This is a genomic window from Mesorhizobium sp. WSM4821 (assembly GCF_055901555.1).
On the sequence record NZ_CM148371.1, the window covers coordinates 2,079,634 to 2,105,000 of the forward strand.

Annotated in this window: 24 protein-coding genes and 2 pseudogenes (1 of these 26 running past the window's edge); 21 read left to right on the forward strand and 5 right to left on the reverse strand. The window is 64.3% G+C overall.

Going from position 1 to position 25,367, the window contains the following annotated elements:
- Positions 1-169 precede the first annotated feature (169 nt).
- A pseudogene (locus AC0NID_RS10005) lies at positions 170-808 on the reverse strand (TetR/AcrR family transcriptional regulator).
- Positions 809-1,084: 276 nt separating this feature from the next.
- Here AC0NID_RS10005 and argJ point away from each other — a divergent pair.
- The 5 genes from argJ to AC0NID_RS10030 all read left to right on the forward strand — a co-directional run bounded on the left by argJ (position 1,085) and on the right by AC0NID_RS10030 (position 4,247).
- Positions 1,085-2,326 carry a bifunctional glutamate N-acetyltransferase/amino-acid acetyltransferase ArgJ gene (gene argJ / locus AC0NID_RS10010; protein WP_473455515.1) on the forward strand — a complete coding sequence of 414 codons (1,242 nt, stop codon included), beginning with the start codon at positions 1,085-1,087 and terminating at the stop codon, positions 2,324-2,326.
- Complete coding sequence (locus tag AC0NID_RS10015; RefSeq protein ID WP_473455514.1) at positions 2,326-3,105, forward strand: GNAT family N-acetyltransferase; 780 nt, start codon at positions 2,326-2,328, stop codon at positions 3,103-3,105. The genes argJ and AC0NID_RS10015 overlap by 1 nt, the downstream gene beginning before the upstream one ends.
- On the forward strand, positions 3,102-3,524 hold the full coding sequence (locus AC0NID_RS10020) for a (deoxy)nucleoside triphosphate pyrophosphohydrolase (protein WP_473455512.1): 423 nt from the start codon (positions 3,102-3,104) through the stop codon (positions 3,522-3,524). The genes AC0NID_RS10015 and AC0NID_RS10020 overlap by 4 nt, the downstream gene beginning before the upstream one ends.
- Before the next feature lie 118 nt (positions 3,525-3,642).
- Positions 3,643-3,957 carry a hypothetical protein gene (locus AC0NID_RS10025; RefSeq protein WP_473455511.1) on the forward strand — a complete coding sequence of 105 codons (315 nt, stop codon included), beginning with the start codon at positions 3,643-3,645 and terminating at the stop codon, positions 3,955-3,957.
- Positions 3,958-4,055: 98 nt separating this feature from the next.
- A complete protein-coding gene (locus AC0NID_RS10030) occupies positions 4,056-4,247 on the forward strand; it encodes a Flp family type IVb pilin (RefSeq protein WP_473455510.1) in 192 nt (63 codons plus the stop codon).
- A gap of 8 nt (positions 4,248-4,255) precedes the next feature.
- Here AC0NID_RS10030 and AC0NID_RS10035 read toward each other — a convergent pair whose 3' ends face one another.
- Entirely contained in the window at positions 4,256-5,140 is an 885-nt protein-coding gene (locus AC0NID_RS10035; RefSeq protein WP_473455508.1) for a methyltransferase domain-containing protein, read from the reverse strand.
- A gap of 53 nt (positions 5,141-5,193) precedes the next feature.
- Between AC0NID_RS10035 and AC0NID_RS10040 the strand changes: the two are divergent.
- The 5 genes and pseudogenes from AC0NID_RS10040 to AC0NID_RS10060 all read left to right on the forward strand — a co-directional run bounded on the left by AC0NID_RS10040 (position 5,194) and on the right by AC0NID_RS10060 (position 8,269).
- Positions 5,194-5,981 (forward strand): annotated as a pseudogene (locus AC0NID_RS10040) (ComF family protein).
- A 27-nt stretch (positions 5,982-6,008) separates the two neighbouring features.
- Positions 6,009-6,278 carry a glutaredoxin 3 gene (gene grxC, locus AC0NID_RS10045; protein WP_473455506.1) on the forward strand — a complete coding sequence of 90 codons (270 nt, stop codon included), beginning with the start codon at positions 6,009-6,011 and terminating at the stop codon, positions 6,276-6,278.
- Positions 6,279-6,288: 10 nt separating this feature from the next.
- On the forward strand, positions 6,289-7,170 hold the full coding sequence (locus AC0NID_RS10050) for a carbon-nitrogen hydrolase family protein (RefSeq protein ID WP_473455505.1): 882 nt from the start codon (positions 6,289-6,291) through the stop codon (positions 7,168-7,170).
- Positions 7,167-7,592, forward strand: coding sequence for a DUF1178 family protein (locus AC0NID_RS10055; protein WP_473455504.1), 426 nt, complete (start codon positions 7,167-7,169; stop codon positions 7,590-7,592). The genes AC0NID_RS10050 and AC0NID_RS10055 overlap by 4 nt, the downstream gene beginning before the upstream one ends.
- 122 nt (positions 7,593-7,714) lie before the next feature.
- Positions 7,715-8,269 (forward strand): hypothetical protein, encoded by a 555-nt coding sequence (locus tag AC0NID_RS10060; RefSeq protein WP_473455503.1) that lies wholly within the window; start codon positions 7,715-7,717, stop codon positions 8,267-8,269.
- A 4-nt stretch (positions 8,270-8,273) separates the two neighbouring features.
- Here the strand turns inward: AC0NID_RS10060 and AC0NID_RS10065 are convergent, their stop codons facing one another.
- Positions 8,274-8,759: a MarR family winged helix-turn-helix transcriptional regulator gene (locus AC0NID_RS10065; RefSeq protein WP_473455502.1), complete on the reverse strand. Its 486-nt coding sequence runs from the start codon at positions 8,757-8,759 to the stop codon at positions 8,274-8,276.
- Positions 8,760-8,860: 101 nt separating this feature from the next.
- On the opposite strand from AC0NID_RS10065, the gene AC0NID_RS10070 reads away from it, so the two are divergent.
- Positions 8,861-9,775 carry a DMT family transporter gene (locus AC0NID_RS10070; protein ID WP_473455501.1) on the forward strand — a complete coding sequence of 305 codons (915 nt, stop codon included), beginning with the start codon at positions 8,861-8,863 and terminating at the stop codon, positions 9,773-9,775.
- A gap of 6 nt (positions 9,776-9,781) precedes the next feature.
- Here the strand turns inward: AC0NID_RS10070 and ubiG are convergent, their stop codons facing one another.
- Positions 9,782-10,531 (reverse strand): bifunctional 2-polyprenyl-6-hydroxyphenol methylase/3-demethylubiquinol 3-O-methyltransferase UbiG, encoded by a 750-nt coding sequence (ubiG, locus tag AC0NID_RS10075; RefSeq protein ID WP_473455500.1) that lies wholly within the window; start codon positions 10,529-10,531, stop codon positions 9,782-9,784.
- Positions 10,532-10,813: 282 nt separating this feature from the next.
- Between ubiG and AC0NID_RS10080 the strand changes: the two genes are divergently transcribed.
- The 10 genes from AC0NID_RS10080 (at position 10,814) to AC0NID_RS10125 (ending at position 25,071) form a co-directional block, all read left to right on the forward strand.
- A complete protein-coding gene (locus AC0NID_RS10080) occupies positions 10,814-11,416 on the forward strand; it encodes a putative glycolipid-binding domain-containing protein (RefSeq protein ID WP_473455499.1) in 603 nt (200 codons plus the stop codon).
- Between the two features lie 208 nt (positions 11,417-11,624).
- Positions 11,625-12,878, forward strand: coding sequence for an aspartate kinase (locus tag AC0NID_RS10085; RefSeq protein WP_095486022.1), 1,254 nt, complete (start codon positions 11,625-11,627; stop codon positions 12,876-12,878).
- Between the two features lie 180 nt (positions 12,879-13,058).
- Entirely contained in the window at positions 13,059-15,329 is a 2,271-nt protein-coding gene (gene ptsP / locus AC0NID_RS10090; RefSeq protein ID WP_473455498.1) for a phosphoenolpyruvate--protein phosphotransferase, read from the forward strand.
- A gap of 9 nt (positions 15,330-15,338) precedes the next feature.
- Positions 15,339-16,418 (forward strand): peptide chain release factor 1, encoded by a 1,080-nt coding sequence (gene prfA / locus AC0NID_RS10095; protein WP_473455497.1) that lies wholly within the window; start codon positions 15,339-15,341, stop codon positions 16,416-16,418.
- Positions 16,411-17,289 carry a peptide chain release factor N(5)-glutamine methyltransferase gene (prmC, locus tag AC0NID_RS10100; RefSeq protein WP_473455495.1) on the forward strand — a complete coding sequence of 293 codons (879 nt, stop codon included), beginning with the start codon at positions 16,411-16,413 and terminating at the stop codon, positions 17,287-17,289. Before prfA ends, prmC begins: the two co-directional genes overlap by 8 nt.
- A 301-nt stretch (positions 17,290-17,590) precedes the next feature.
- Positions 17,591-18,511, forward strand: coding sequence for a DUF4167 domain-containing protein (locus AC0NID_RS10105; RefSeq protein WP_473455494.1), 921 nt, complete (start codon positions 17,591-17,593; stop codon positions 18,509-18,511).
- A 237-nt stretch (positions 18,512-18,748) separates the two neighbouring features.
- Entirely contained in the window at positions 18,749-21,355 is a 2,607-nt protein-coding gene (clpB, locus tag AC0NID_RS10110; RefSeq protein ID WP_473455492.1) for an ATP-dependent chaperone ClpB, read from the forward strand.
- A gap of 38 nt (positions 21,356-21,393) precedes the next feature.
- Positions 21,394-21,759 (forward strand): MmcQ/YjbR family DNA-binding protein, encoded by a 366-nt coding sequence (locus AC0NID_RS10115; RefSeq protein ID WP_473455491.1) that lies wholly within the window; start codon positions 21,394-21,396, stop codon positions 21,757-21,759.
- Positions 21,760-21,909: 150 nt separating this feature from the next.
- A complete protein-coding gene (locus AC0NID_RS10120; protein ID WP_473455490.1) occupies positions 21,910-23,355 on the forward strand; it encodes a L,D-transpeptidase family protein in 1,446 nt (481 codons plus the stop codon).
- Positions 23,356-23,502: 147 nt separating this feature from the next.
- Positions 23,503-25,071 (forward strand): MFS transporter, encoded by a 1,569-nt coding sequence (locus AC0NID_RS10125; RefSeq protein WP_473455489.1) that lies wholly within the window; start codon positions 23,503-23,505, stop codon positions 25,069-25,071.
- A gap of 24 nt (positions 25,072-25,095) precedes the next feature.
- On the opposite strand, the gene AC0NID_RS10130 is transcribed toward AC0NID_RS10125, so the two are convergent.
- Positions 25,096-25,367 carry the final stretch of a M23 family metallopeptidase gene (locus tag AC0NID_RS10130; RefSeq protein ID WP_473455488.1) on the reverse strand. 1,696 nt of this gene lie beyond the right edge of the window, so 272 of the gene's 1,968 nt are visible here — the last part of the coding sequence; the start codon falls outside the window, past its right edge; it ends in the stop codon at positions 25,096-25,098.

The following is a 25,367-nucleotide window of genomic DNA, read 5'->3' on the forward strand; positions in this document are numbered from 1 at the left end:
ATGGGTTAAGTCGAAAGTTGGTGATCCTTCCCACCCCCCTCTGTCCTGCCGGACATCTCCCCCGCAAGGGGGGAGATTGGATGCTGCGTCGGCTATTGCCAACCACCAACGCTGGAGAGCAGCCAAGGGGCGCGCAAACTTCGACAAACGGACGGTTCTGCTTCTCACCCTATCCCACAATGCGTCGACGCCTTGAACGCCGCAGGATCGTCGGCGGCGCCGGTGAAGCGATGCCTTTTATCACGTAGCGGACCGCATTGCGTACGATCGCTTCTCCACATCGAGGCGATTGGTCAAAAGATGCGTCCAGGCGAAGGAGGCGATCAGGTCGGCGACGAGCATCGGATCGACGTCGGCCGCCACTTCGCCTCTTGCCTTGGCGTTCGATCATCCGGCCGGTATGGGCATGGCGTCCTTCCGTGTATTCGGCAAGGACGGCGGCCACGGTCGCATCCGATTGCGCCTCGGCGATCAGCGATCTGAAGACACTGCCCGACGATGTCTCGCGCCAGTGCGAGAACAGGTTCTTCAGGAAGCCGACGAGATCATCCTCGAGGTTCCCGGTGTCGGGATTGTCGACGCGCTTGCCCTGCTGATAGACGTCGAAGAGCGGAGCGGCCTTGCTCGGCCACCAGCGATAGATCGTCGGCTTTCCCGCACGCGCCCGCCGCGCCACCGCCTCGATCGAAAAGCCGGAATAGCTGGTCTCTACCAGAACAGCCTCGGCGGCGTCGAGAATGGCGTCGGCGCTGTCGGGGTTGCGCCGCGCGCCAGTTGATCTGCGGGCCCGATCCGCGTCCTCACCCATCTGCATTCTTCCTTTGCCGGCGAGTTTCCCCGCATTCAGTGGGAGATCTGGCAGCGCACGCTGGTCATCGCCCCGTTGATGGTCTCGGTCATAATCTGGGGGCTCATTCCAGTCGTGCAGAGGACGTTCCGGAGGTTCCTCCATCCGGCCCAGTGAAGGATGCGCGCTGCTGGCGGTTCCCGTAGCCGCCCGCAACCGTCGGGAAAACGCCCTTGCGCCGGCGCCCGCTATCGGGCAAACGGGCGTTCCCCTTGCGTTTTCCCGCCCGAGGTCTTCATGTCAGCCACGATTTCGCCGCTCGCGCCGAAGAAATATCCCAAAATGCCTGCTATCGAGGGTGTCCGCATCGCCACCGCCGAGGCCGGGATAAAGTACAAGAACCGCACCGACCTGCTGGCCATGGTCTTCGACGCCGGCACCACGGTCGCTGGCGTGTTCACCAAGTCGAAATGCCCGTCGGCCCCGGTCGATTTCTGCCGGCAGAATCTCGGGCAGGGCAAGGCGCGCGTGCTGGTCGTCAACTCCGGCAACGCCAATGCCTTTACCGGCCAGAAGGGCCGGACGTCGACGGCAATGACCGGCGAAGCCGCGGCCAAGGCCGCGGGCTGCACGCCGGACGAGGTGTTTCTGGCCTCGACGGGCGTCATCGGCGAGCCGCTGGACGCCGGCAGGTTCAGCCATTTGCTGGCCGGACTGGTCAAGGACGGCAGGCCGGACCTGTGGACCGAGGCCGCCAAGGCGATCATGACCACGGACACCTATCCGAAACTGGCGACCGCGACGGTGAAGCTCGGCGACGCCGACGTCACCATCAACGGCATCGCCAAGGGTGCCGGGATGATCGCGCCCGACATGGCGACGATGCTCTCCTTCATCGCCACCGACGCGCCGATCGCGACGACCGTACTGCAGGATCTCTTGTCGCGCGGCACCGCCAAGACCTTCAACGCGGTCACCGTCGACAGCGACACCTCGACCAGCGACACGCTGCTGATCTTCGCCACCGGCACGGCCGCCGGGCGTGGTGCGCCTGACATCACCGATGCCGGGGATGCGCGCCTCGGCGCCTTCCGCCGCGCGCTCGGCAAGGTGCTGAAATCGCTGGCGCTGCAAGTGGTGCGCGACGGCGAGGGCGCCCGCAAGCAGGTCGAGGTCACCGTCACCGGCGCGAAATCGGCCCGCTCGGCCAAGCGCATCGCGCTGTCGATCGCCAATTCGCCGCTGGTCAAGACGGCGGTCGCCGGCGAGGACGCCAATTGGGGCCGCGTCGTCATGGCCGTCGGCAAGGCCGGCGAACCGGCCGACCGCGACCTCCTGTCGATCTGGTTCGGCGATATCAGGCTGGCGCATGAGGGCGAGCGCGATGCAAGCTATTCCGAAGAGGCCACGTCGGCCTATATGAAGCGCGACGAGATTCGCATCCGTGCCGATATCGGCATCGGCCGCGGCAAGGCGACGGTGTGGACTTGCGACCTCACCAAGGAGTATGTCGCCATCAACGGTGATTATCGGAGCTGATGGCGTTGGTTTCCAGACATCCGGCAAGCGTGCTTGCCATCGTGCGCCGCTACGAGGCGGCCGGTTTTCGCGCCTGGCCGGCGGCGGCCGTCCATTACGACGGCACCTGGGTGGTGCGGCTGACGGCAGGTCATCCGGCCAAGCGGCTGAATTCGGTCAACCCGCTCGATCCTGGCGACATCCAGCACATTGCCGAGCGCATCGGCCGCGCCAGCCGCCGTTTCGATGCCTATGGCCGGCCGCTGACCTTCCGCATATCGCCGCTGTCGGGCTCCGTGCTTTCGAAGCATCTCGACAGCGAGGGCTGGAGCAGCTTCGCGGAATCGCTGGTCATGCGGCTGCCGCTGGCGGACGCGCAGCTCGATGCGGCCATGGACCAGATTCCGCTGAAGGATATCAGCCGCTTTATCGGCGCGGCGCTCAAGGTGAGCGGCTCGGACGTGTCGCTGCGGCCGGGCCTGTCGGAGATTATCGGCGCCATCCAGCCGGAAGCCGGGCTGTTCGCGCTCGAAGAGGGTACCGAGCCGTTGGCGACGCTGATCTGCGTCCATGATGGCGATCTCGCAGGGCTGTTCGAGATCGCCACCGACAAATCGGTACGCAACCAGGGCCATGGCCGCCACCTCATCCTGTCGGCGCTAAAATGGGCGCGACTGCGCGGCGCCCGGGAAGCCTGGCTGCAGGTCGAGGCCGACAATGCACCGGCGCTGGCGCTTTATCGCTCGCTCGGGTTCGACGAAGTCTATCGTTACCACTATCGCCGGCCGCCCGGCGCATGACCGGCGCGAACCCTGGCGGCAAGCGCCTGCTCCTGGTCGCGGCCTGCGCGTTGGTCGATACCGATGGCCGCGTGCTTCTGGCGCAGCGGCCCGAAGGCAAGCAACTCGCCGGCCTGTGGGAGTTTCCGGGCGGCAAGGTCGAGCCCGGCGAGACGCCGGAAGAATGCCTCATCCGGGAATTGTACGAGGAGATCGGCATCGAAACCGATATTCCCTGCCTGGCGCCGTTCACCTTCGCCAGCCACTCCTACGATGATTTTCACCTGCTGATGCCGCTGTTCGTCTGCCGTCGCTTCCGCGGGATCGCGCAGCCGAAGGAGGGCCAGGTGTTGAAATGGGTGCGGCCGCGCCAGATGCGCGATTTTCCGATGCCGCCGGCCGACGCGCCGCTGATCCAGTTCCTCATCGATCTTCTGTGATTGTGGCGTCACTGCCCGGTCCAGACAGCGTTAATGGAAGATTTATCTTGCCGTGAAAAATTAACGGCATGGAAATCGAGGGAAGGCCATGGTCAGGCCTTTGCCGGGGAGCGGTTGCATGAGCCTCGACAGGGACTGGGATTCGATCCGACCCGATCGCAGTTATAGCGCCGCCAATGCCGGTATGGGCATATTGCGGATCACGCTGCTGTTCGGGTCGGCCGCGGTGGCGCTGGCCTTGATCGCGACGCCTTTTCTTGACAGCCGGATGCGATCGCAGCCCGCCCGTGCCGGCCTTGCCGACCTCGATACGATAAGCACGGGCTCGATCGGCCGCCGCGACACCTACACGCTGCGCAGGAGCGTGCTGCAGCCGCTGCCGAGTTCGGTCTGCGTGATACGCGACAATGGCAAGCGCAGCGGCGACTGCTGACATGATTTGAAGCCGTTGTTTCATTGCCTGTTAAGCCTGTGCCATTAACCTTTCTTAACAGGTCGGCGCTAGGGTTGCGGCAAGCGGGATCGACGGCCATGAAGACATTGCTGCAAGGATTTCTGGAAGATGATACCGGCGCGACGGCCATCGAATACGGGCTGATCGTGGCCGTGCTGTCGCTTACCATCATAGGCGGCGCCAGCCAGGCGTTCGATGCCATCAAGTGGCTGTTCAGCGACACCAACAGCAGGCTGGTGGACGCTTTCGCGACCACCCCCCAACCTTAAGAATCCGGTCAACGCCCGGGATTTTCCAGTATTGTCTTCAGCGATATCTTAGCCGAGCCCGGTTTCAACGGCTTTTGCTGCGAGGCGTCGGGCGCCCAGCCCGACATCCAGACGATCGGAAAACTCGCCCTGACGCGACCGTCGGCGTCCGAAAACCGCTCGGCGTAGATTTCGGCGGCGCGGGCAAACAGCCTGCGTGTGCCCGGTCGCCTGCTGCGGTCGACGAGCGCGCTGGTCTCGCCCATTGCCCGCAGGTCCGCCATCAGGCCGAACAGGGTTTCGTAGCGCACCGCCACCGTCTCGACATCGGCGACCGGCAGGGCCAGGCCGGCCCGCTGCAAAAGCGCGCCGGCGTCGCGCACGTCGGTGAACGGGATGACGCGCGGGCTGGCGCCGCCATAAAGCTCGGTCTCGGCGGCGAGCAGGCTTTCGCGCAACTCGGAAAGCGTACCCGCGCCGGCAAAAGCGCCAAGGAAAAGACCATCGGGCTTCAGCGCGCGGCGGATCTGCACCAGCATGCCGGGAATGTCGTTCATTGTCTGAAGGGACAAAAGAGACACGACGAGGTCGAGGCTTTCCGGTTCGAACGGCACGGTTTCCAGCGGCGCCACCAATCCCGAGGCACCGCCCCCCGCTCCATCGTCCAGGAACGCGGCGTCCGCCTCCACGCGCACGACGTCCGCCACCTTGCCGCTTGTCGCGAGCACGTCGGTCGCCGCCGGCGTCTGGCAAAACAGCACGGCCGCTCTGCCGAATTTGCGCTCGACGGTGCCCAGCCGCTCGGCAAGATCCTCGGCCGTCCGCCGCATCAGGAAATCCGCGCCGGCGGTCGGGTAGGCAAGAGCCCGGCGCTTGTGCGCGAGCCAGAGGGATGTATCGACTATAGGCTGCAACGGCTGGTTCCTGGTTACCGCTCTCTGATATAGGGTGGCGGAGGACCAACCACGTGGCCGATCCAATGCCAGATATCAAGAGTATCGCTCGAACGGCATTGGGCTGGACCGGCGCGCCTCCTGTTTCCGCCGGTTTGCGCCGGCTGCCGGCGGCATGTCTCGCAGCCCGGCGTGCTGTGCGGCGCCTGCTGGCCGAAGCTCAGGCTTCTGGAACGGCCATGGTGCCCGGTGATGGGCACGCCGTTCATCCACCACATGGGCGAGGGGTTCCTGTCGGGCGAGGCGATCGCCGACCCGCCGCCCTTCTAGCGCGCGCGGGCCGCGGTCGCCTACTCCGGCGTCGCCCGCCAGATGGTGCAAGGGCTGAAATACCAGGATCGCACCGATCTGGCGCCGTGGATGGCGCGCTGGATGCTGCGCGCCGGCGCCGAACTGGTCGCGGAAGCCGATGTGGTCGTGCCGGTGCCGCTGCACTGGCGGCGTTTTTTCAGGCGCCAGTTCAACCAGTCTGCCGAGCTGGCAAGGGCGGTTTCGCAGCTTGGCGACCTGCCTTTCGCGCCCTCCGCGGTCAGGCGCATCAAACTCACCCGTCAGCAGGTCGGGCTGGAGCGGCGGGAACGCGAGGACAATGTGCGTGCCGCGTTCAGAGTGCCCGAGGAGGCCGAGATCGAGGTCGCCGGGTTCTCTTGATCGACGATGTCTATACCACCGGACCACCGGCGCCACTGTCCGCGCGGTCGCCAAGGCGCTAAAGAGGGGTGGCGCCGGGGCGGTCGACGTGCTGACCTTTGCGCGCGTGCTGCCGGGGGACTTTCGGGCCGACGAGTCCGCGACTATATAGGTTGAAGAAAGGCAGGATTGCTGACCGATGGTCGACGTGACGATCTATACACGGATGATGTGCGGCTATTGCACGGCGGCTAAGCGGCTGCTCGAGCGCAAGGGTGTCGCCTACACCGAGCACGACGCCTCCTTCTCGCCGGAACTGCGCCGGGAAATGATTTCCCGCGCGAACGGCCGCTCGACCTTTCCGCAGATATTCATCGGCGATACGCATGTCGGCGGCTGTGACGATCTGCACGAACTGGAGGCGGAGGGCCGGCTGGACCGTCTGCTCGCCAATCGCTCGACGAACTGAGGACATGACGATGGGTGCTTTCAAGGCGGCAGCGATCCAGATGCGTTCGAGTACCAGCCCCGAGCGCAACGCGGTCGATCTGGAGCGGCTGGTGCGCGAGGCGGCCGGCCAGGGCGCGGCCTATATCCAGACCCCGGAAATGACCGGTGCTCTGGTCCGCGACAGCCGAGCGCGGGCCGCCGCCTTCACGTCCGAGGACAAGGATATTATCGTCTCGACGTCGCGGAAGCTGGCGAAGGAACTTGGCATCTTCCTGCATATCGGTTCGACCGCGATTCTGCGCGGCGACGGCAAGCTCGCCAACCGCGCGCTTCTGTTCGGGCCGGATGGCGCCACGATCGCCACCTACGACAAGATCCACATGTTCGACGTCGATCTCGACAATGGCGAGAGTTGGCGCGAATCCGCCGCCTACGAGCCAGGCACCGCGGCCGTCGTCACCGAGATCGGTGGCCCCGGGATCGACGGTGCGAGGCTGGGTTTCGCCGTCTGCTACGATCTGCGCTTTCCGCAGCTCTTCCGCGCCGAGGCGCTGGCCGGTGCCGACCTGCTTTCGGTGCCCGCCGCCTTCACCCGCCAGACCGGCGAGGCGCACTGGCATGTGCTGCTCAGGGCGCGCGCCATCGAGAACGGCGCCTATGTCGTGGCCGCGGCGCAAGGCGGACTGCACGAGGATGGCCGCGAGACCTATGGCCATTCACTGATCGTCGACCCTTGGGGCCGCATCGTCGCCGAGGCGGCGCATGACGAGCCCGCGGTGATCGTCGCCGAGATCGACCCGGCGCAGTCGACTGCGGCGCGCAAGAAGATCCCGAACCTGAAAAATGCGCGGGATTTCGCCGTGAACGCCGGATCGGCCGAGGCATTGCCTCTCAGGGGTGCGGCGTCTTGATCCGCTTTTCCCTGATCTGCGAGCACGAGCACGAATTCGAAGGGTGGTTTCGCAGCAACGACGATTTCGACACCCAGAAAAAGCGTGGCTTCGTCGATTGCCCGACTTGCGGCTCGCACAGGATAGAGAAGGCATTGATGGCACCGGCGGTCTCCACCGGGCGCAGCCAGGAAAAGATCGCGCTCGCCATGGGCGAGGCCCAGAAGCAGGCGCTGGCGCAATTGAAGGCGATGGCCGAGAAGGTGCGCAAGAACGCCGACTATGTCGGCGACAAGTTTGCCGAGGAGGCGCGCAAGATCCATTTTGGCGAGAGCGATCCGCGCGGCATCTATGGCGAGGCGACGCTGGAGGAGGCCAAGAGCCTGGCCGAGGACGGCGTCGAATTCATGCCGGTGCCGGTGTTCCCGGAGGACCGGAACTGAGTCTCAATCGAGATTTGCGCCGACCGGAAAGGACCAAGCCGCAGCGTGATATACGGTCACTTATTGGCCGCTTGGCGCGCCTAGGTGTAATCAAGTTTAGTGGCAACCTAACAATCGACGGCTTGCTGATCGTCAGCGATAAGGGCACTGACAAGATAGTCGAAGCGCTTGGCCTTATTCGTGATTTTGACCCCGTCCGGTATAAACGGCTGCTCCGCGACGTCAGGCAGATTCTCGTCACAACTCTTCCGTCTTCGGTCGCTCAATGGGCAGATTCTTCACGGGCTTGCGAACTGGATGAGCGCTACGTCATCCACCAAGAAACGACTCCCGAACTCGTCGCTTCGTGTATCGTCCATGAGGCCACGCATGCCCGGCTGATGCGATGCGGTATCGGCTACGAAGAGGAGATGCGGGATCGCGTGGAGCGGGTCTGTCTGCGTCGGGAGATCGCCTTTGCGGCCAAATTGCCTGCCGGAACGGAGCGGCTTGAACAAGTTGAGGCGACACTTGCCGCCATGCCGGATTTCTCCGACGAGGCAATGAACGAGCGCTATCTCGACGGCTTGCGAGATGCTCTTCTCTACCTCAGCATGCCGGCTTGGCTCGTCGATCTCACCGTATCGTACCGGCGGCGGCGACACCGGCGACGTTTCGCGCGGCAGCCAGCAAGCTGATCGGCTAGACTACACTTTCGATCAGTTTGCCAAGCAGATGGGCGAGCATCTCCCGCTCGGCTTGGGTGAGGCCAGCGAGAATCTGGTGCTCGTTGGCGACGTGGGCGGCAAGCGCCTCGTCGATCAAGGCGAGCCCTTTCGCGGTCAGTTGCACGACAATTCCGCGCCGATCTCTGGGGTGTGGCCCGCGCATGATCAATCCGGATTGTTCGAGCCGATCGAGCCGGTTGGTCATGGCGCCCGACGTCACCATCGTCGCCTCATAGAGGGCGGTTGGCGTCAGCGCGTAAGGTGATCCGGAACGGCGCAGCGTCGCCAGCACGTCGAATTCCCCGGATTGCAGTCCGAAACGCGCAAACAGCGGCGCGAGGCGTTCTCGTGCTATCAGCGACGAGGCCTCGTTCAACCGTCCCAGCACGGCCATCGGAGAAACGTCCAGATCCGGCCGTTCCCTTTTCCACTGCTCGATGGCCTTCGCTGCGCGGTCCATCTATCTCACCGTTAAATATCTTGACGCTAAGAATCTTTGCATTATCTTATCTCAAGTTACAGTACCGGCCAAGAGCCGCACATAGGCAGCAGGGCTACGAAATGAAATTTCTCTGGGATTCGGCGCTGGGCCTTCTGGTCGTCACAGGCGGCCTGCTCGGCCTGACGCTGCCTTTCGGCAAGATCGCCACTGCGGCCGGCGTTCCCGCCATGGTCTGGGCCCTCGTCATCTCGCTCGGCGCCGGCGGCGTGCTTTTCTGTGCCTTGCTGCTGCGCGGGCAGCGCATCCGAGTGACCCCGCACAGGCTGCGCTATTTCTTCGTCACCGCGGCAGTGTCCTACGCCTTCCCCAATCTTCTGATGTTCTCGGCCATTCCGCACCTTGGCGCCGGCTACACCGGCATCATGTTCACGTTGTCGCCGGTGATCACTCTGGTGTTTTCGATCCTGCTCGGCGTCCGGCGCCCCAATCTGCTTGGCGTGGTCGGCATTGCCGTCGGCTTCGCCGGCGCGGTGATGGTGGCGGCGACGCGCGGCGAGGCCGGCCAGCCGGCCGAATTCTTCTGGGTGGCGGTAGGGCTGCTCATCCCGGTCAGCCTTGCCGCCGGCAATATCTACCGCACGGTCGACTGGCCCGAAGGGACTGGACCGATCGAGCTTGCCGTCGGCAGCCATCTAGCAGCGGCCGCGCTGCTTCTTTGCGGCATCCTCACGCTGCAGGGCGGCGGCTCGCTCGCTTTGCTCGGCGGCGTGCCGATGGTGGTCGTCGGGCAGGTCGCGTCAGCCGCGGCAATGTTCGCCTTCTTCTTCCGGCTGCAGGCAGTTGGCGGCCCGGTCTATCTCAGCCAGATCGGTTATGTCGCGGCTGCGGTCGGGCTGTTTGCCGGAACGATCTTTCTCGGCGAGCACTATCAATTGCTGACCTGGGCGGGTGCCGTCATCATCACCGCCGGCGTCTTCATCACCACGAAAGCGCAAAGCCGGATCACTACAAAGGCCCAAAGCCAGACGGCGTGAGAAGGCTCAGACGGGTGCCTTCTCCGCCAGCACCATGTAGTTGACGTCCATGTCCTTCGACCGCTGCCAGCGGTCGGCGAGCGGATTGTAGGTGACGCCGGTGCGGTCGATGATGGCCAGGCCGGCGCCGGCCAGCGCCTTTTCCAGCTCGTCCGGCCGCACCAGCTTACCGAACTGGTGGGTGCCGCGCGGCAACCAGCGCAGCACATATTCGGCGCCGATGATGGCCAGGCCCAGCGCCTTCAGCGTCCGGTTGATGGTGGCGACGAACATGATGCCGCCCGGCTTGAGCATCTCGCCGCATTTGGCCACGAACAGGTCGATGTCGGCGACATGCTCGACCACTTCCATGTTGAGGATGACGTCGAATTTCTCGCCGGCGTCGGCCAGATCCTCCGCAGTCGTGGCACGGTAATCCACCGTCACGCCGACCTCCGCTGCATGCAGCCTGGCCACTTCGATGTTGGTGGCCGATGCGTCGGCGCCGACCACTTCGGCGCCAAGCCGCGCCATCGGCTCGCACAACAGCCCGCCGCCGCAGCCGATATCGAGGAAGCGCAGGCCTTCGAACGGCCGCGCCGCACGCGGGTCGCGGCCGAAGCGCGCCGCAACCTGGTCGCGTATATAGGCAAGCCGGATCGGATTGAACTTGTGCAGCGGGCGGAACTTGCCGTTCGGATTCCACCATTCGGCGGCAAGGGCGGAAAAGCGCTCCACTTCTCCGGCATCGATCGTCGATCGTCGGGGTTCTGGCATGGTGTCTCTCCCGCAGACTCAAAAGTTCAGAGCGCGATCGGGCACAAAACCGGATACCACTTTTGCTGATCGCGCTCTGGTGACGTTAGGAAGTCGGGCGCGAGGCAGCGAATGTCAAGACAGCATTTTTTGCTGCTGACAGGGCGGCGCTCACAATGCCCACGAATGTTGGGTGTTGCCGCTTGCGTTCCGTCAGCACATGTCAGCTTGTTAGCCCCGCCAGGAAACAAATTGCTCCGAGCGAACGAAGGAAAGGCATCGTTTCAAAGGGAGTGGACCAGAATGCGAATCGTGGCTTCGATCCTTTGGCGCCGGCTTGACCTGGAGGGCCACGACGCGTGCCTATTGTCTGAATCTGGCCTGCCGTCCGAATCCGGCCGGCTCTCGCAACCGGATGTTGAGCGCAGCCTCAAGGGGCAGGCCCTCTTCGTCCATGACGACAAACCGTGCAGCCTTGCCTACGAGGTGACCTGCGATGCCGGCTGGCGTGCGCGATCGGCACGCGTCGACGGCTTTCTCGGCACGCAAGACCTGCACTATGCGATTGAACGACATGCCGACGGCGGATGGACGCTGAACGGCGAACGCCAAGGAGACGTCGCTGGCCTCATCGATGTCGATCTCGGCTTCACGCCCGCCACCAACCTGCTTGCGATCCGCCGTTTCGACCTGGAGGTCAGCAAGGCGACACAAGCTCCGGCCGCGTATCTGACATTCCCCGAACTGAGGCTCGTGCGCCTCGAACAGACCTACCGGCGTCTCGACGAGACCCGTTACGCCTATGCCGCGCCGATGTTCGGCTACGACGAGGTCTTGGAAGTCTCGCCGGCCGGCTTCGCTGTCGATTATCCGGGCCTGTGGAGAGACGCGGCGCGCCTGGGCTGAAGCCACCACCATCCCCGGCAGGCGTTGCGGGCACGCGCTGCTCCGCTCGCGTGATGCCTTCTTCGTCAGCCGCAACCGGCGGCACGCCTTGCGAAACCCGGAGCATTTGGCTAAGGAGGCCGCGCATTCAGCGGCCGGCCCAGCCGGACGCTCTCTTTTCCGTTTTTCGGCCGTCGGCACGGCACCCAGTCAAAGGCATTTCGCTTCCATGGCGCGCATCGTGATGAAATTCGGCGGAACCTCCGTCGCCGACATCGCCCGCATCCGCAATGTGGCGCGCCATGTCAAACGCGAGGTCGATGCCGGCCATGAGGTCGCGGTGGTCGTCTCGGCGATGGCCGGCAAGACCAACGAACTCGTGCAATGGACGCGCGAAGCCTCGCCGATGCACGATGCGCGCGAATATGACGCCGTCGTCGCCTCCGGCGAGCAGGTCACTGCCGGCCTGCTGGCGATCGCGCTGCAGAACATGGGCGTCCATGCTCGTTCCTGGCAAGGCTGGCAAATCCCGATCAAGACCGACAATGCGCATGGCGCGGCGCGCATTCTCGACATCGACGGGGCCTTCCTGATCAAGCGCTTCGGCGAGGGCCAGGTGGCGGTGGTCGCCGGCTTCCAGGGCATAGGACCGGACAACCGCATCGCGACGCTCGGCCGCGGCGGCTCCGACACCAGTGCTGTCGCCATCGCGGCGGCGGTCAAGGCCGACCGATGCGACATCTACACCGATGTCGATGGGGTCTACACCACCGATCCGCGCATCGAACCGAAGGCGCGGCGTCTGGCCAAGATTTCCTTCGAGGAAATGCTTGAAATGGCCTCGCTCGGCGCCAAGGTCCTGCAGGTGCGCTCGGTCGAGCTTGCCATGGTGCACAGGGTGCGTACTTTCGTGCGGTCGTCCTTCGACGATCCCGACGCGCCCGGAATGGGGGATTTGCTCAATCCGCCCGGAACGCTCATTTGCGACGAGGAAGAGATCGTGGAACAGCAGGTCGTCACCGGAATTGCCTACGCCAAGGACGAAGCGCAGATTTCGTTGCGCCGTGTCGGCGACCGGCCGGGCGTTGCCGCCGGCATTTTCGGGCCGCTGGCCGAGGCCAACATCAATGTCGACATGATCGTCCAGAACATTTCCGAGGACGGCAAGTTCACCGACATGACCTTCACCGTGCCGTCCGGCGATGTCGACAAGGCGCTTGCCGTGCTCGAGCGGCTGAAGGCCACGATCGGTTACGACGTTGTGCAATCGGAGGCCGGCATGTCGAAGGTCTCGGTGATCGGCATCGGCATGCGCAGCCATGCGGGCGTTGCCGCCACCGCCTTCAAGGCACTGGCCGACAAGGCGATCAACATCCGTGCGATCACGACCTCCGAGATCAAGATTTCGATCCTGATCGACGGTCCCTACACCGAACTTGCGGTTCGTACTTTGCATTCCGTCTACGGTCTGGATAAGCAGTAGCAGACTGCATCGGCCCGAAATCGGAGTCGACTTTCGGAAAGCACGATGCAGCGGATCGAAGTCTTGGAGCGTCCTTTGTGCGTCCAATCGGACGCACGGCGCTCTAATTGAGTTGTTGCGTGAGCGCCGGCCGCGGGAGAAACTGCGGCGGGCAAAATGTCCATTGGAGAACAAGCCGCGATGCGTGATACGGCCAGCGGCCCGCGCGTTTTGCTGAAACGGCTCCGCGAGCTCATGCAGGAGCCGCTGGAGCCGCAGGAGCGGCTCGACCGCATCGTGCGCGACATCGCCTCCAACATGGTCGCCGAAGTGTGCTCGCTCTATGTGCTGCGCGCCGATTCGGTGCTCGAACTCTATGCCACCGAGGGCCTGAACCCGAACGCCGTCCATTTGGCGCAGCTCAGGCTGGGGGAAGGCCTCGTCGGCACGATTGCGGCCTCGGCACGGCCGCTCAATCTCTCCAATGCGCAGGAACATCCCGCCTTCGCCTACCTGCCGGAGACCGGGGAAGAAATCTACAATTCCTTCCTCGGCGTGCCGGTGCTCAGGGCGGGGCGCACGCTCGGCGTGCTGGTCGTCCAGAACAAGACCATGCGCCACTACCGCGACGACGAGGTCGAGGCGCTGGAAACGACAGCGATGGTGATCGCCGAGATGATCGCCACCGGCGACCTTGCCCGGTTGACCCGGCCCGGGCTCGAACTCGACCTGCGCCGCCCGGTGAGCTTTACCGGCCTGTCCTTCAACGAGGGCGTCGGGCTTGGCCATGTCGTGCTGCACGAGCCCCGCATCGTCGTCACCAATCTGTTCAACGAGGACAGCGAGGAGGAGATTAGGCGGCTCGATGCATCGCTTGGTTCGCTCAGGCTCTCCATCGACGACATGCTGGAACGCCGCGAGGTCGCCTTCGAGGGCGAGCATCGCCAGGTGCTCGAGGCCTATCGCATGTTCGCCAACGACAGTGGCTGGGTTCGCAGGCTGGAAGAGGCGATACGCAACGGCCTGACGGCGGAAGCGGCGGTGGAAAAAGTGCAGAGCGACATGCGTGCCCGCATGCTGCACATGACCGATCCGTATCTGCGCGAGCGAATGAGCGATTTCGACGATCTCGCCAACCGGTTGCTGCGCCAGTTGATGGGGCGTGGGCCTGAGGATGTCGCGGCCGCGCTGCCGAAGGACGCCATCATCGTCGCTCGCTCCATGGGCGCCGCCGAACTGCTCGACTATCCCCGCGACAAGCTGCGCGGGCTGGTGCTGGAGGACGGCGCGGCGACCAGCCATGTCGTTATCGTGGCGCGGGCCATGGGCATACCGGTCGCGGGCCAGATGAAGGGCGCCGTTTCCATGGCGGAAAACGGCGACGCCATCATTGTTGACGGCGTAGAGGGCACGATCCACCTGCGCCCTCAGGCCGATCTCGAAGCCGCCTATGCCGAAAAGGTCCGCTTCCGGGCGCGGCGGCAGGAGGTCTACCGCGAACTGCGCAAGAAGCCGTCGGTGACCAAGGACGGCGTCCAGGTCGATCTTCTGATGAATGCGGGACTGGCCGTCGATCTGCCGCAGCTTGCCGAGGCGGGTGCCGCCGGCATCGGCCTGTTCCGCACCGAGCTGCAGTTCATGGTCGCCTCGACCTTTCCGCGTGCGGAGGCCCAGGAACGGCTCTACCGTGACGTGCTCGACGCGGCGCGCGGCAAGCCGGTGACCTTCCGCACCATCGATATCGGCGGCGACAAGGTGCTGCCCTACTTCAAGGACGCGGTCCAGGAAGAGAACCCGGCGCTCGGCTGGCGCGCCATCCGCTTGACGCTCGACCGGCCGGGCCTGTTGCGCACCCAGATCCGCGCGCTTCTGAAGGCCTGCGGCGGGCGTGAACTGAAGCTGATGCTGCCGATGGTCACGGAGCTTGGCGAAATCGCGCAGGCCCGCGAAATCATCGATCGCGAGGTGCGGCATCTGTCGCGTTTTGCCCATCATTTGCCGACCAGCCTGAAGGTCGGGGCCATGCTGGAGGTACCTTCGCTGCTGTTCCAGCTCGACGAGCTGATGAAGGCCGTCGATTTCGTCTCGGTTGGCTCAAACGATCTGTTCCAGTTCGTCATGGCGGTCGATCGCGGCAACACGCAGCTCTCCGACCGCTTCGATGCGCTGTCGACGCCGTTCCTGCGCGTTCTGAAGCAGATTGCCGACGCCGGGGTGCGCAATCAAACCCCGGTGACCTTGTGCGGTGAACTGGCCGGCAAGCCGATTTCGGCGATGGCGCTGATCGGCCTTGGCTACCGGTCGATCTCGATGTCACCGGCCTCGATTGGCCCGGTCAAGGCGATGCTGACGGAACTGCCGCTCAGCGAACTGCAAGCGTTCTTCGACGACAATCTCATGGCGCCTGCCCAGGGGTTGCCGATGCGGGCGCTGCTGCAGGCCTTTGCCGACGACCGTTCAATCCCGCTATAGACTTTCGCCATGATCAACCTGCCCCGCGACCGTATGGATCAAGTCGTCAAGCGTTTCGATATGCTTGAGGCGCAGATGTCGGCCGGACCGGCGCCGGACGCCTATGTCAGGATGGCTTCGGAATATGCCGACATCCAGGAGATGGTGGCAAAGATCAGGGCGCTGCGCACCGCCGAGCGTGAACAGGCCGATCTGGAGGCGATGCTCGCCGACAGAAGCACCGACGCCGAAATGCGGGCATTGGCCGAGGCCGATCTGCCCGAGGTTGAGGAGCGCATCGAAGCGCTGCAGAAGGACATCCAGATCCTGCTTCTGCCCAAGGATGCCGCCGACGACAAGAATGCCATCCTCGAAATCCGCGCCGGCACCGGCGGCGACGAGGCGGCTCTCTTCGCCGGCGACCTGTTTCGCATGTACGAACGCTACGCAGCGGCGCGCGGCTGGCGTTTCGAGACCGCGTCGGCCAGCGAGGGCGAGGTCGGCGGCTACAAGGAAATCATCGCCACCATTTCGGGCAAGGGGGTCTTTGCCCATCTGAAATTCGAGTCCGGCGTGCATCGAGTGCAGCGCGTGCCGGCAACCGAGGCCGGCGGCCGCATCCACACCTCGGCGGCGACGGTTGCCGTGCTGCCCGAGGCGGAAGAGGTCGACATCGACATCAGGGCCGAGGACATCCGCATCGACACGATGCGTGCCTCGGGCTCAGGCGGCCAGCACGTCAACACCACCGATTCGGCGGTGCGCATCACCCATCTGCCGACCGGGATCATGGTGGTGCAGGCGGAGAAATCGCAGCACCAGAACCGGGCGAAAGCCATGCAGATCCTGCGGGCCAGGCTCTACGACCTCGAGCGCGGCAAGGCTGACGAGGAACGCTCCGAATCGCGCAAATCGCAGGTCGGTTCGGGCGATCGCTCAGAGCGCATCCGCACCTATAACTTCCCGCAAGGGCGCGTCACCGACCATCGCATCAATCTAACGCTCTACAAACTCGACCGGGTGATGATGGGCGAACTCGACGAGATCATCGACGCGTTGATCGCCGATCACCAGTCGAAGCTGCTCGCCGATATCGGCCTCGATGGCTGACAGTCTGCCGGGTACGCTAGCGCAGTTGCTGAAAGCCGCACGGGCACGCCTTGCCGCGGCCGCAGTCGCCGACCCGGCGCTGGATGCAAGGCTGATCGTCGAACATCTTTCCGGCACGACCCGCACGCAAGCCATCGCCGATCCGGAATGCAGGGTCGATACCGGCGCGATTGCCGCGATCGATGCAGCCCTGAGGCGACGCATCGCCGGCGAGCCGGTGCATCGCATCCTCGGCCATCGCGAATTCTACGGCTTGCGCCTGTCGCTGTCGCCGGAGACGCTGGAGCCGCGGCCGGATACCGAAACGCTGGTCGAAGCTGTGCTGCCCTTCGTGAAGGCAACAGCGGCGCGGCAAGGCGAATGCCGCATCCTCGACCTCGGCACCGGGACCGGCGCCATCGCGCTTGCGCTGCTCAGCGCCGCTCAGGCAGCGATCGCCACCGGCGTCGATATTTCGCAAGACGCGCTGGCGACCGCAATGCGCAATGCAGGGGAATTGGGGCTAGCCGGCCGGTTCCAGGTGCTCAAATCCGACTGGTTCGAAAAAGTTTCTGGCCGATACCATGTAATTGTCGCAAACCCTCCCTATATAGCGTCCATAGACATTGAAAATCTGCAGGACGAAGTCCGCGATTTCGATCCACGCCAAGCCCTCGATGGCGGTGTGGACGGTCTGAGTCCCTACAGGATCATTGCCGCCGAGGCGGCAGGTTTTTTGGAAGCCGAGGGCAGGATTGCGGTCGAGATCGGCCACACGCAACGCAAAGAGGTTACGGATATTTTCTCCGCAGCCGGCTACATACCGGTGGGGATGTTCCGCGATCTTGGCGGAAACGAGAGGGTTCTGATCTTCGAACTGACAAAGCCGTGATGCAGTGCGAAAAAACGCTTGGCAATACCGGGGAATGCGGCTAGGGTCGCCTCAACCGGATGAGACGAAGCAGGCAGTGCTCTTAGCGATTCGGTTTCCTTGGAAATAGCTGCCTTCTTGCGCAAACGACGCCCAAGCTTCGTGCGGGAATCGTCCGGCAAGTGATGTAACCGGAACAGGATGACACGTGGCGCCAACGCAATCGATGCGGGCGAACGCCGGTGAAGAAACGAAACGGCTGGCTGCATGAGCGCCTCCGTGCGTGAAAAGTTTTCGAAAATTTCAAAATGAAGAGAGTCGAATGAGGCCACAACAGCAGAACAGGCGCATGCGCGGTCGCAACAACAATGGCGGCGGTGGCAACAACAATAACCGCAAGGGCCCAAATCCCCTGACGCGCAATTACGAGAGCAACGGTCCGGATGTGAAGATCCGTGGATCGGCTCAGCAGATCGCCGAAAAATACGCAACCCTTGCCCGTGACGCGCAAAGCTCCGGCGACCGGGTGATGGCGGAAAATTATCTCCAGCACGCCGAGCATTACAATCGTATCATCGCTGCCGCGCAGGCGCAGATACCGATCCAGAACGCTCAGCAGAGCCGCGACGATTTCGACGATGACGGCGACGATGATCGCGATCAGTTCGACAATGTCGGCAACAGCAACGTTGGGGAGGCTGCAACTCCGGTGGTCAACCACGGCGCCGGTCCGCAGCCGGTCATCGAAGGCACGCCGGCCGAGTTGGCGTTCAACCAGGAAAACAGCCGCGACAACCGCGCTAATGGCGGCCGCGACAATAGTGGCGGCCGCCATCGCGACCGTCGTCCCAATGGCGGCTACGGCCAGAACGGCCAGCGCAGCGAGCATGGCTCGCGTGGCGAGCAGGGCGGACAGCGCGGTGATCAGAACCAGCGCAACGAGACACCGGTACAGAACGAGACGCCCGTGCAGGCGGAATCGGTCTCTCCGGTCGAGCCTGTCTCCGCGGCCGAACCCGCGCCGCAGTTCGAAGACTTTTCGCCGGCGGGTCTCGCCGCCCAGGCCGAGATGAAGGAAGCAGTCGCCGACAGCGCTGCCCGCCGCCCCAGGCGTCCACGCCGTCCGCGCGTCAGTGCTGATCAGGTGGATGGCGGCAATGACAATGCTGGCGCCGATAAAGTGAATGCTGCGCCGGCGGAAGATGCCGGTGGCGAGCCCGCCATCGTCGACGTCAACAACTGATCGAGCGAGGCTTTCGGACATTCCCGGACGGCGGAGAGAAATCTCCGCCGTTTTTGTTTGGCGCGCCCGTGGAATGTCCCCGTGGAATATTATGAGTTGACCGACATCAAGGCGTCTTGAGAGACCGTGGGCTATGCACCATATCTCGCGTGAACAGGACCTGGCTCGAACGGGCGGGTCCGTCACCGCAATCTGATCCGGTGCCGCAAAGCGGGCTGGTGACGGAAGGAGACAGACATGAACCTTGAAAAATACTCCGAGCGCGTGCGCGGCTTCATCCAGTCCGCGCAGACCATGGCGCTCTCGCGCAACCACCAGCAATTCACCCCCGAACATATATTGAAAGTGCTCGTCGACGACGACGAGGGCTTGGCAGCGTCGTTGATCGAGCGCGCCGGCGGAAGCCTTCGCGACGTCAAGCTTGGCGTCGAATCGGCCCTGGAGGCAATGCCCAAGGTGGAAGGCGGCAACGGGCAGCTTTATCTTGCGCAACCGCTGGCCAAGGTGTTCTCGAGCGCCGAGGAATTGGCCAAGAAGGCCGGGGACAGCTTTGTCACGGTCGAACGGCTGCTGACGGCGCTGGCGGTCGAGAAATCCGCCAAGACCGCCGACATCCTGGCCAAGGCCGGCGTGACCGCGCAGGCGCTGAACCAGGTGATCAACGATGTTCGCAAGGGCCGCACCGCCGATTCGGCGAGCGCCGAGCAGGGTTATGACGCGCTGAAGAAGTACGCGCGCGACCTCACCGCCGACGGCCGCGCCGGCAAGCTCGATCCCGTCATCGGCCGCGACGACGAGATCCGCCGCACCATCCAGGTGCTGTCGCGCCGCACCAAGAACAATCCTGTGCTGATCGGTGAACCCGGCGTCGGCAAGACGGCGATCGCCGAAGGGCTGGCGCTGCGCATCGTCAATGGCGACGTGCCGGAATCGCTGAAGGACAAGCAGTTGATGGCGCTCGACATGGGCGCGCTGATTGCCGGCGCCAAATATCGCGGCGAGTTCGAGGAGCGGCTGAAGGCGGTGCTCAACGAGGTGACCGCCGCGGCCGGCGGCATCATCCTGTTCATCGACGAGATGCACACGCTGGTCGGCGCCGGCAAGGCCGATGGCGCGATGGATGCGTCGAACCTGTTGAAGCCGGCGCTGGCGCGCGGCGAGCTTCACTGCGTCGGCGCGACCACGCTCGACGAATACAGGAAGCATGTCGAGAAGGACGCGGCCCTTGCCCGCCGCTTCCAGCCGGTCTTCGTCAATGAGCCGACCGTCGAAGACACCGTCTCCATTCTGCGCGGCCTGAAGGAAAAGTACGAGCAGCACCACAAGGTGCGCATCTCGGATTCGGCGCTGGTCGCTGCAGCGTCGCTGTCCAACCGCTATATCGCCGACCGGTTTCTGCCGGACAAGGCGATCGACCTTGTCGACGAGGCCGCGTCGCGGCTCCGGATGCAGGTCGATTCGAAACCCGAAGCGCTGGACGAGATCGACCGCCGCATCATGCAGCTCAAGATCGAGCGCGAGGCGCTGAAGGTCGAGAAGGACGACGCGTCGAAAGACCGGCTCGCCCGCCTCGAAAAGGATCTTTCCGCGCTGGAAGAGGAATCGACCGAGCTCACCTCGAAGTGGCAGGCCGAGAAGCAGAAGCTCGGGCTGGCCGCCGACTTGAAGAAACAACTCGACGAGTCGCGCAACGAACTCGCCATTGCCCAGCGCAAGGGTGAATTCCAGCGCGCCGGCGAACTCGCCTATGGCAAGATTCCGGAACTGGAAAAGAAGCTGAAGGAGGCCGAAGCCCAAGACGGCAAGGTCGGCATGGTCGAAGAGGTGGTCACCCCCGATCACGTTGCCCATATCGTATCGCGCTGGACCGGCATTCCGGTCGACAAGATGCTGCAGGGCGAGCGTGACAAGCTGCTGCGCATGGAAGACGAGATCGGCAAGCGCGTCGTCGGCCAGGGCGAGGCGGTGCAGGCGGTATCGAAAGCCGTCCGCCGTGCCCGCGCGGGCCTGCAGGATCCGAACCGGCCGATCGGCTCGTTCATGTTCCTCGGGCCGACGGGCGTCGGCAAGACCGAGCTGACCAAGGCGCTCGCCAGCTTCCTGTTCGACGACGAGAGCGCCATGGTGCGCATCGACATGTCGGAGTTCATGGAGAAGCACTCGGTCGCCCGGCTGATCGGCGCGCCTCCCGGCTATGTCGGCTATGAGGAAGGCGGCGCGCTGACCGAAGCGGTGCGGCGCCGGCCCTACCAGGTTGTGCTGTTCGACGAGATCGAGAAGGCGCATCCTGATGTCTTCAACGTGCTGCTGCAGGTGCTCGACGACGGCCGCCTGACCGACGGCCAGGGCCGCACGGTCGACTTCCGCAACACGCTGATCATCATGACGTCGAACCTCGGCGCCGAATATCTGGTCAATCTCGGCGAGGACCAGGATGTCGACGCCGTGCGCGACGAGGTGATGAGCGTCGTCAGGGCGTCGTTCCGGCCGGAGTTCCTCAACCGCGTCGACGAGGTGATCCTGTTCCACCGGCTGCGCCGGCAGGATATGGGTCGTATCGTCGAGATCCAGCTCAAGCGGCTGGAAAACCTGCTCGTCGATCGCAAGATCACGCTTTCGCTGGACCAGGAAGCGATCGACTGGCTGGCGGCCAAGGGCTACGATCCGGCCTATGGCGCGCGGCCGCTCAAACGGGTGATGCAGAAGGATCTGCAGGACCCGCTGGCGGAAAAAATCCTGCTCGGCGACATCCTTGACGGCTCGACCGTCAAGGTTACCGCCGGTTCCGACCGGTTGAACTTCCGGTCGAAGCCGACGGTCGTGGCGACCGAGGCGGCCGCCTGATTCGAGGCCGCCTCATGTGTTAAACGGGCGGGGCGCGGATGACGCTGGACGACTACAACAGCTTCTGCGCCTCGCTGCGTTTGACGACCCATGTCGTCCAGTGGGGCGGTGCCCATGTCTGGAAGGTCGGAGCCAAGGTCTTTGCGATCGGCGGCTGGAGCGACGGCAAGGAGCCGTTCGTCACCTTCAAATGCTCCGACATCGCCTATGACATCCTGAAGGAACAGCCGGGTCTTCGGCCCGCGCCCTATCTTGCGTCACGCGGCATGAAATGGATCCAGCGCCAGACAAGCCAGAGCATGGACGATGATGCGCTGAAGGACTATCTGCGTGAAAGCCATCGCCTCGTCGTCCTCAAGCTGACGAAGCAGGCGCGCAAGGAATTGGGACTCGCCACCAGCTAGCTTTGTTGCTCTCACCGCCAGAAATCCGCCATCTTCATGCCCGGTTCATGTTGGAACCTTATGCTCGGTAACTGATTTGCTGGCGAAGGGGTTCGCCGCATAGGGGCAATGCCGGGCGGCGGCAATTACGGACCGGAGAGTTTGGCCAACATGTTCCGCACGATCTTCACCCTTTCGGCGCTCGCCGCCGGGCTGCTTTCTTCGAGCCCAATGGCCGCGCCGACGGAAGACATCGCGCCGCGATCAGCCCGTGCAGGCGATGCCGATGGTGTGGTGGTCGCCCAGAACGGCGATTTGGACGTCTACTACGACGCCAGGGGAAACCGCGTCATCGTCGATGCGGAAACCGGCAAGGTCCTCGCAATCCAGCCGCCGCAGACCAGGGTCGACCGCCGCACGCTCCGCCGCGACCGCAACCTCGGACCGGTCGAGGACGACCGCTATTATCTCGACGACCCGGAAGATACGGCGCGCTTGCGCCGCAGGCAGTTGGAAGAGGAAGGCCTGGTTGTCGCACCGCCGGTCGACGAATACTCCAACGACAATTCGGTGGAAGCTTTTCCCGAAGCACCGCGCGATAACGGCAGCTATGGCAACAATTATCCGGAACCGGTAGAGCCGCGCACCGTCGAGCGCCAGCCGCTCAACGAGGCTTCGATCGAGCCGCTCGAGCCGACAGCGCCGGGCGACCAGGCGGCACTGCCGCCAAAGATCGGCGGCAAGACTGTCGCCGATCCGTCGCTTTCGCTCGGTGCACGCGAGGATGTTGCTGCCTTGCAAGTGCTGCTCGACCGCGCCGGCGCTTCGCCCGGCGTCGTCGACGGGCGCTTCGGCTCGAATGTCGACAAGGCGCTCGCCGCCTACAACGAGATCACCGGCAGCAACCTGCGGTCGACCGATGCGGTCGGCATCCAGGCGGCCCTTGAGCAAACCGGCGGCGATGCCTTCGCCTCCTACGAGATCACGCCCGAGGATGCGGCCGGCCCCTATGTCGCCTCGGTGCCGGAAGACTACGGCCAGAAGGCGCAACTCGACCGGCTGAGCTACACCTCCGTCACTGAAGCGCTGGCCGAACGCTTCCACATGGATGAGAAATACCTGAAGGCGCTCAATCCGGAAGCCAACTTCAACCGTCCCGGCACGATCATCAAGGTCGCCAATTTCGGCAAGCTGGTGGCGAAGCCGGTGGCCCGCATCATCGCCGACAAGGGCAACAAGCAAGTCCGTGCCTATGACGCGTCGGGCAAGCTGGTCGCGGCCTATCCGGCCACCATCGGCTCGTCTGACACGCCATCGCCGTCAGGCCTGCATGCGGTGTCGCGGGTCGCGTTGGACCCGAACTACACCTACAACCCGAAGATCAATTTCAAGCAGGGCGAAAATGACAAGGTCCTGACCATTCCGCCGGGTCCGAACGGCCCAGTCGGCTCGGTCTGGATCGCGCTGGACAAGCCGACCTACGGCATTCACGGCACGCCAGATCCCTCCAAGATCGGCAGGACCGAGAGCCATGGCTGCGTGCGGCTGACCAACTGGGACGCGCGCGAACTGGCCAAGGTCGTGTCGCCGGGCGTCACGGTGGAATTCGTCGACTGAACGCCATCGCCTGGGTCAGCCAATAGTTCTTCGCAAAAGAAGGAGCCGTGGGTCCGGCGGCATAGCGGTCCTGATCCTGTTCTGGTGTCAGCGACACCAACCCTCTGGCCGGTTGTTGCCGGCGCATAGGAGTTCTAAGCAGGCTCCATGAAGTCTCCAAGCGATGCCGCCGCCATCCCGCTGGCCAGCTCTCTTCCAGCCGATACGTTCTGCCCGCAGTCGCGGCGCAGGTTCGTGCTGATCGCGGCGATCCTGGCTTCCGCGCTCGGCTTCATCGACGGTTCGGTCCTGGCCATAGCCACGCCGGCGATCCGTGTCGATCTCGGCGCCAGCCTCGCCGAGGCGCAATGGATTTCCAATGCCTATGCGCTGACGCTTTCGGCACTCATCCTCGCCGGCGGTGCCGCTGGTGACCGATTCGGTCTGCGGCGCGCTTTCGTGGCGGGCATAGTCCTGTTCATTGCCGCCTCGCTGGCCTGCGCGGTGGCACCGAACCCGGCGGTGCTTATTGCGTTCCGTGCACTCCAGGGCATTGGCGCTGCCATCATGGTGCCGGGCAGCCTCGCCATCATCGCCAAAGCCTACCCGAAGAAGGAGCGTGGCAGGGCGATCGGCATCTGGGCGGCGGCCTCGGCGCTGACGACGGCACTTGGCCCGGTGCTGGGCGGCCTTGTGCTGTCGGCCTTCGGCGACGGCATCTGGCGGGCGATCTTCGCCATCAACCTGCCGCTTGGTCTTGTCTCGATCTATCTTCTGCTTGCCAAGGTCCCTGCCGACGCGCCGACGGAGAAACGCAGCCTCGATCTTGGCGGCGCCGGACTGGCGACGCTGGCGTTTGGAGCGCTCGCCTACGGCTTGACCTCGATGAGCGACAAGGGCGAGGGGTTGACGGGCGAGGGGCTTATGTCGGGGATGAGCATTGCAGCGGGCGGGGTGCTGCTCATCGCTTTCATCGTCTTCGAGCGCCGGCAGCGCGAGCCGATGATCGATCTGTCGCTGTTTCGGATCGGCGCTTTCGCCGGCGCCAATGTGGCGACCTTCTTCCTGTACTTCGCGCTGTCGGCCAATCTGTTCTACCTGCCGATGCTGATGATTGCCGGATGGGGACTGAGCGCGGCAGAGGTCGGCTTCATCTTCCTGCCGCTGTCCGCGCTGATTGCGCTGCTGTCGGGGCCGGTCGGGCAGTGGTCCGACCGGATCGGTCCACGGTTTCCGATCGCCAGCGGCAGTCTCGTCGTCGCTGTCGCCTTCGCCGGGCTTGCCTTGCTCGCCCATGCCGGCATCCACAATTTCTGGATGGGGGTATTTCCGCTGATGGGGCTGATGGGCCTAGGCATGGCGCTGGTCGTGTCGCCGCTGTCGACGGCGATCATGACGGCGGTCGAGGACAAGGATACCGGTGCTGCTTCGGGAATCAACAATGCCGTCTCGCGCATTGGCGGTCTGATCGCGGTGGCGGCGATGGGTTCGCTGGCGGCCGGGGTCTATGCGGCGGTGCTGAACGGCGGTGCCGGCATTCCCGGGTTCGGCGAACCGGCGCCGGCAGGTCTGGCACCGGATCTCGATGCAGCAAGGCTTGTCGCCAGCGACGCGGCGTTCGCCGCCGTCGCCTTGGTCACCGCGCTGCTTTGCCTGCTCTCGGCGATCGTGGCGTGGACGACTGTTTCCGGCGAGCGGCTGCCATGGTCGCGTCGATCTGAGAATTCGCGGAGTTGAGGCCGGAAAGGCTCCGAAACCGGCTCAGCCTTCGATCTTGGCGCTCGCGACCTTCAGCGAATCACTGTCTTCCTGCTTGAGCAGGTCATCGATACGCCCGCGCTCGCGCTTGAAGGCCACGAGGTCGTCGCCCTTCAGTACCTTGCCGACCGGCAGGCGGACGCGCATCGGGTCGACCTTGGTGCCGTTGACGATCAGCTCGTAGTGGAGATGCGGACCGGTGGCGAGGCCTGTCTGGCCGAGAAAGCCGATGGTCTGGCCTTGGCGGACGCGCACGCCCGGGGCGATGCCTTTGG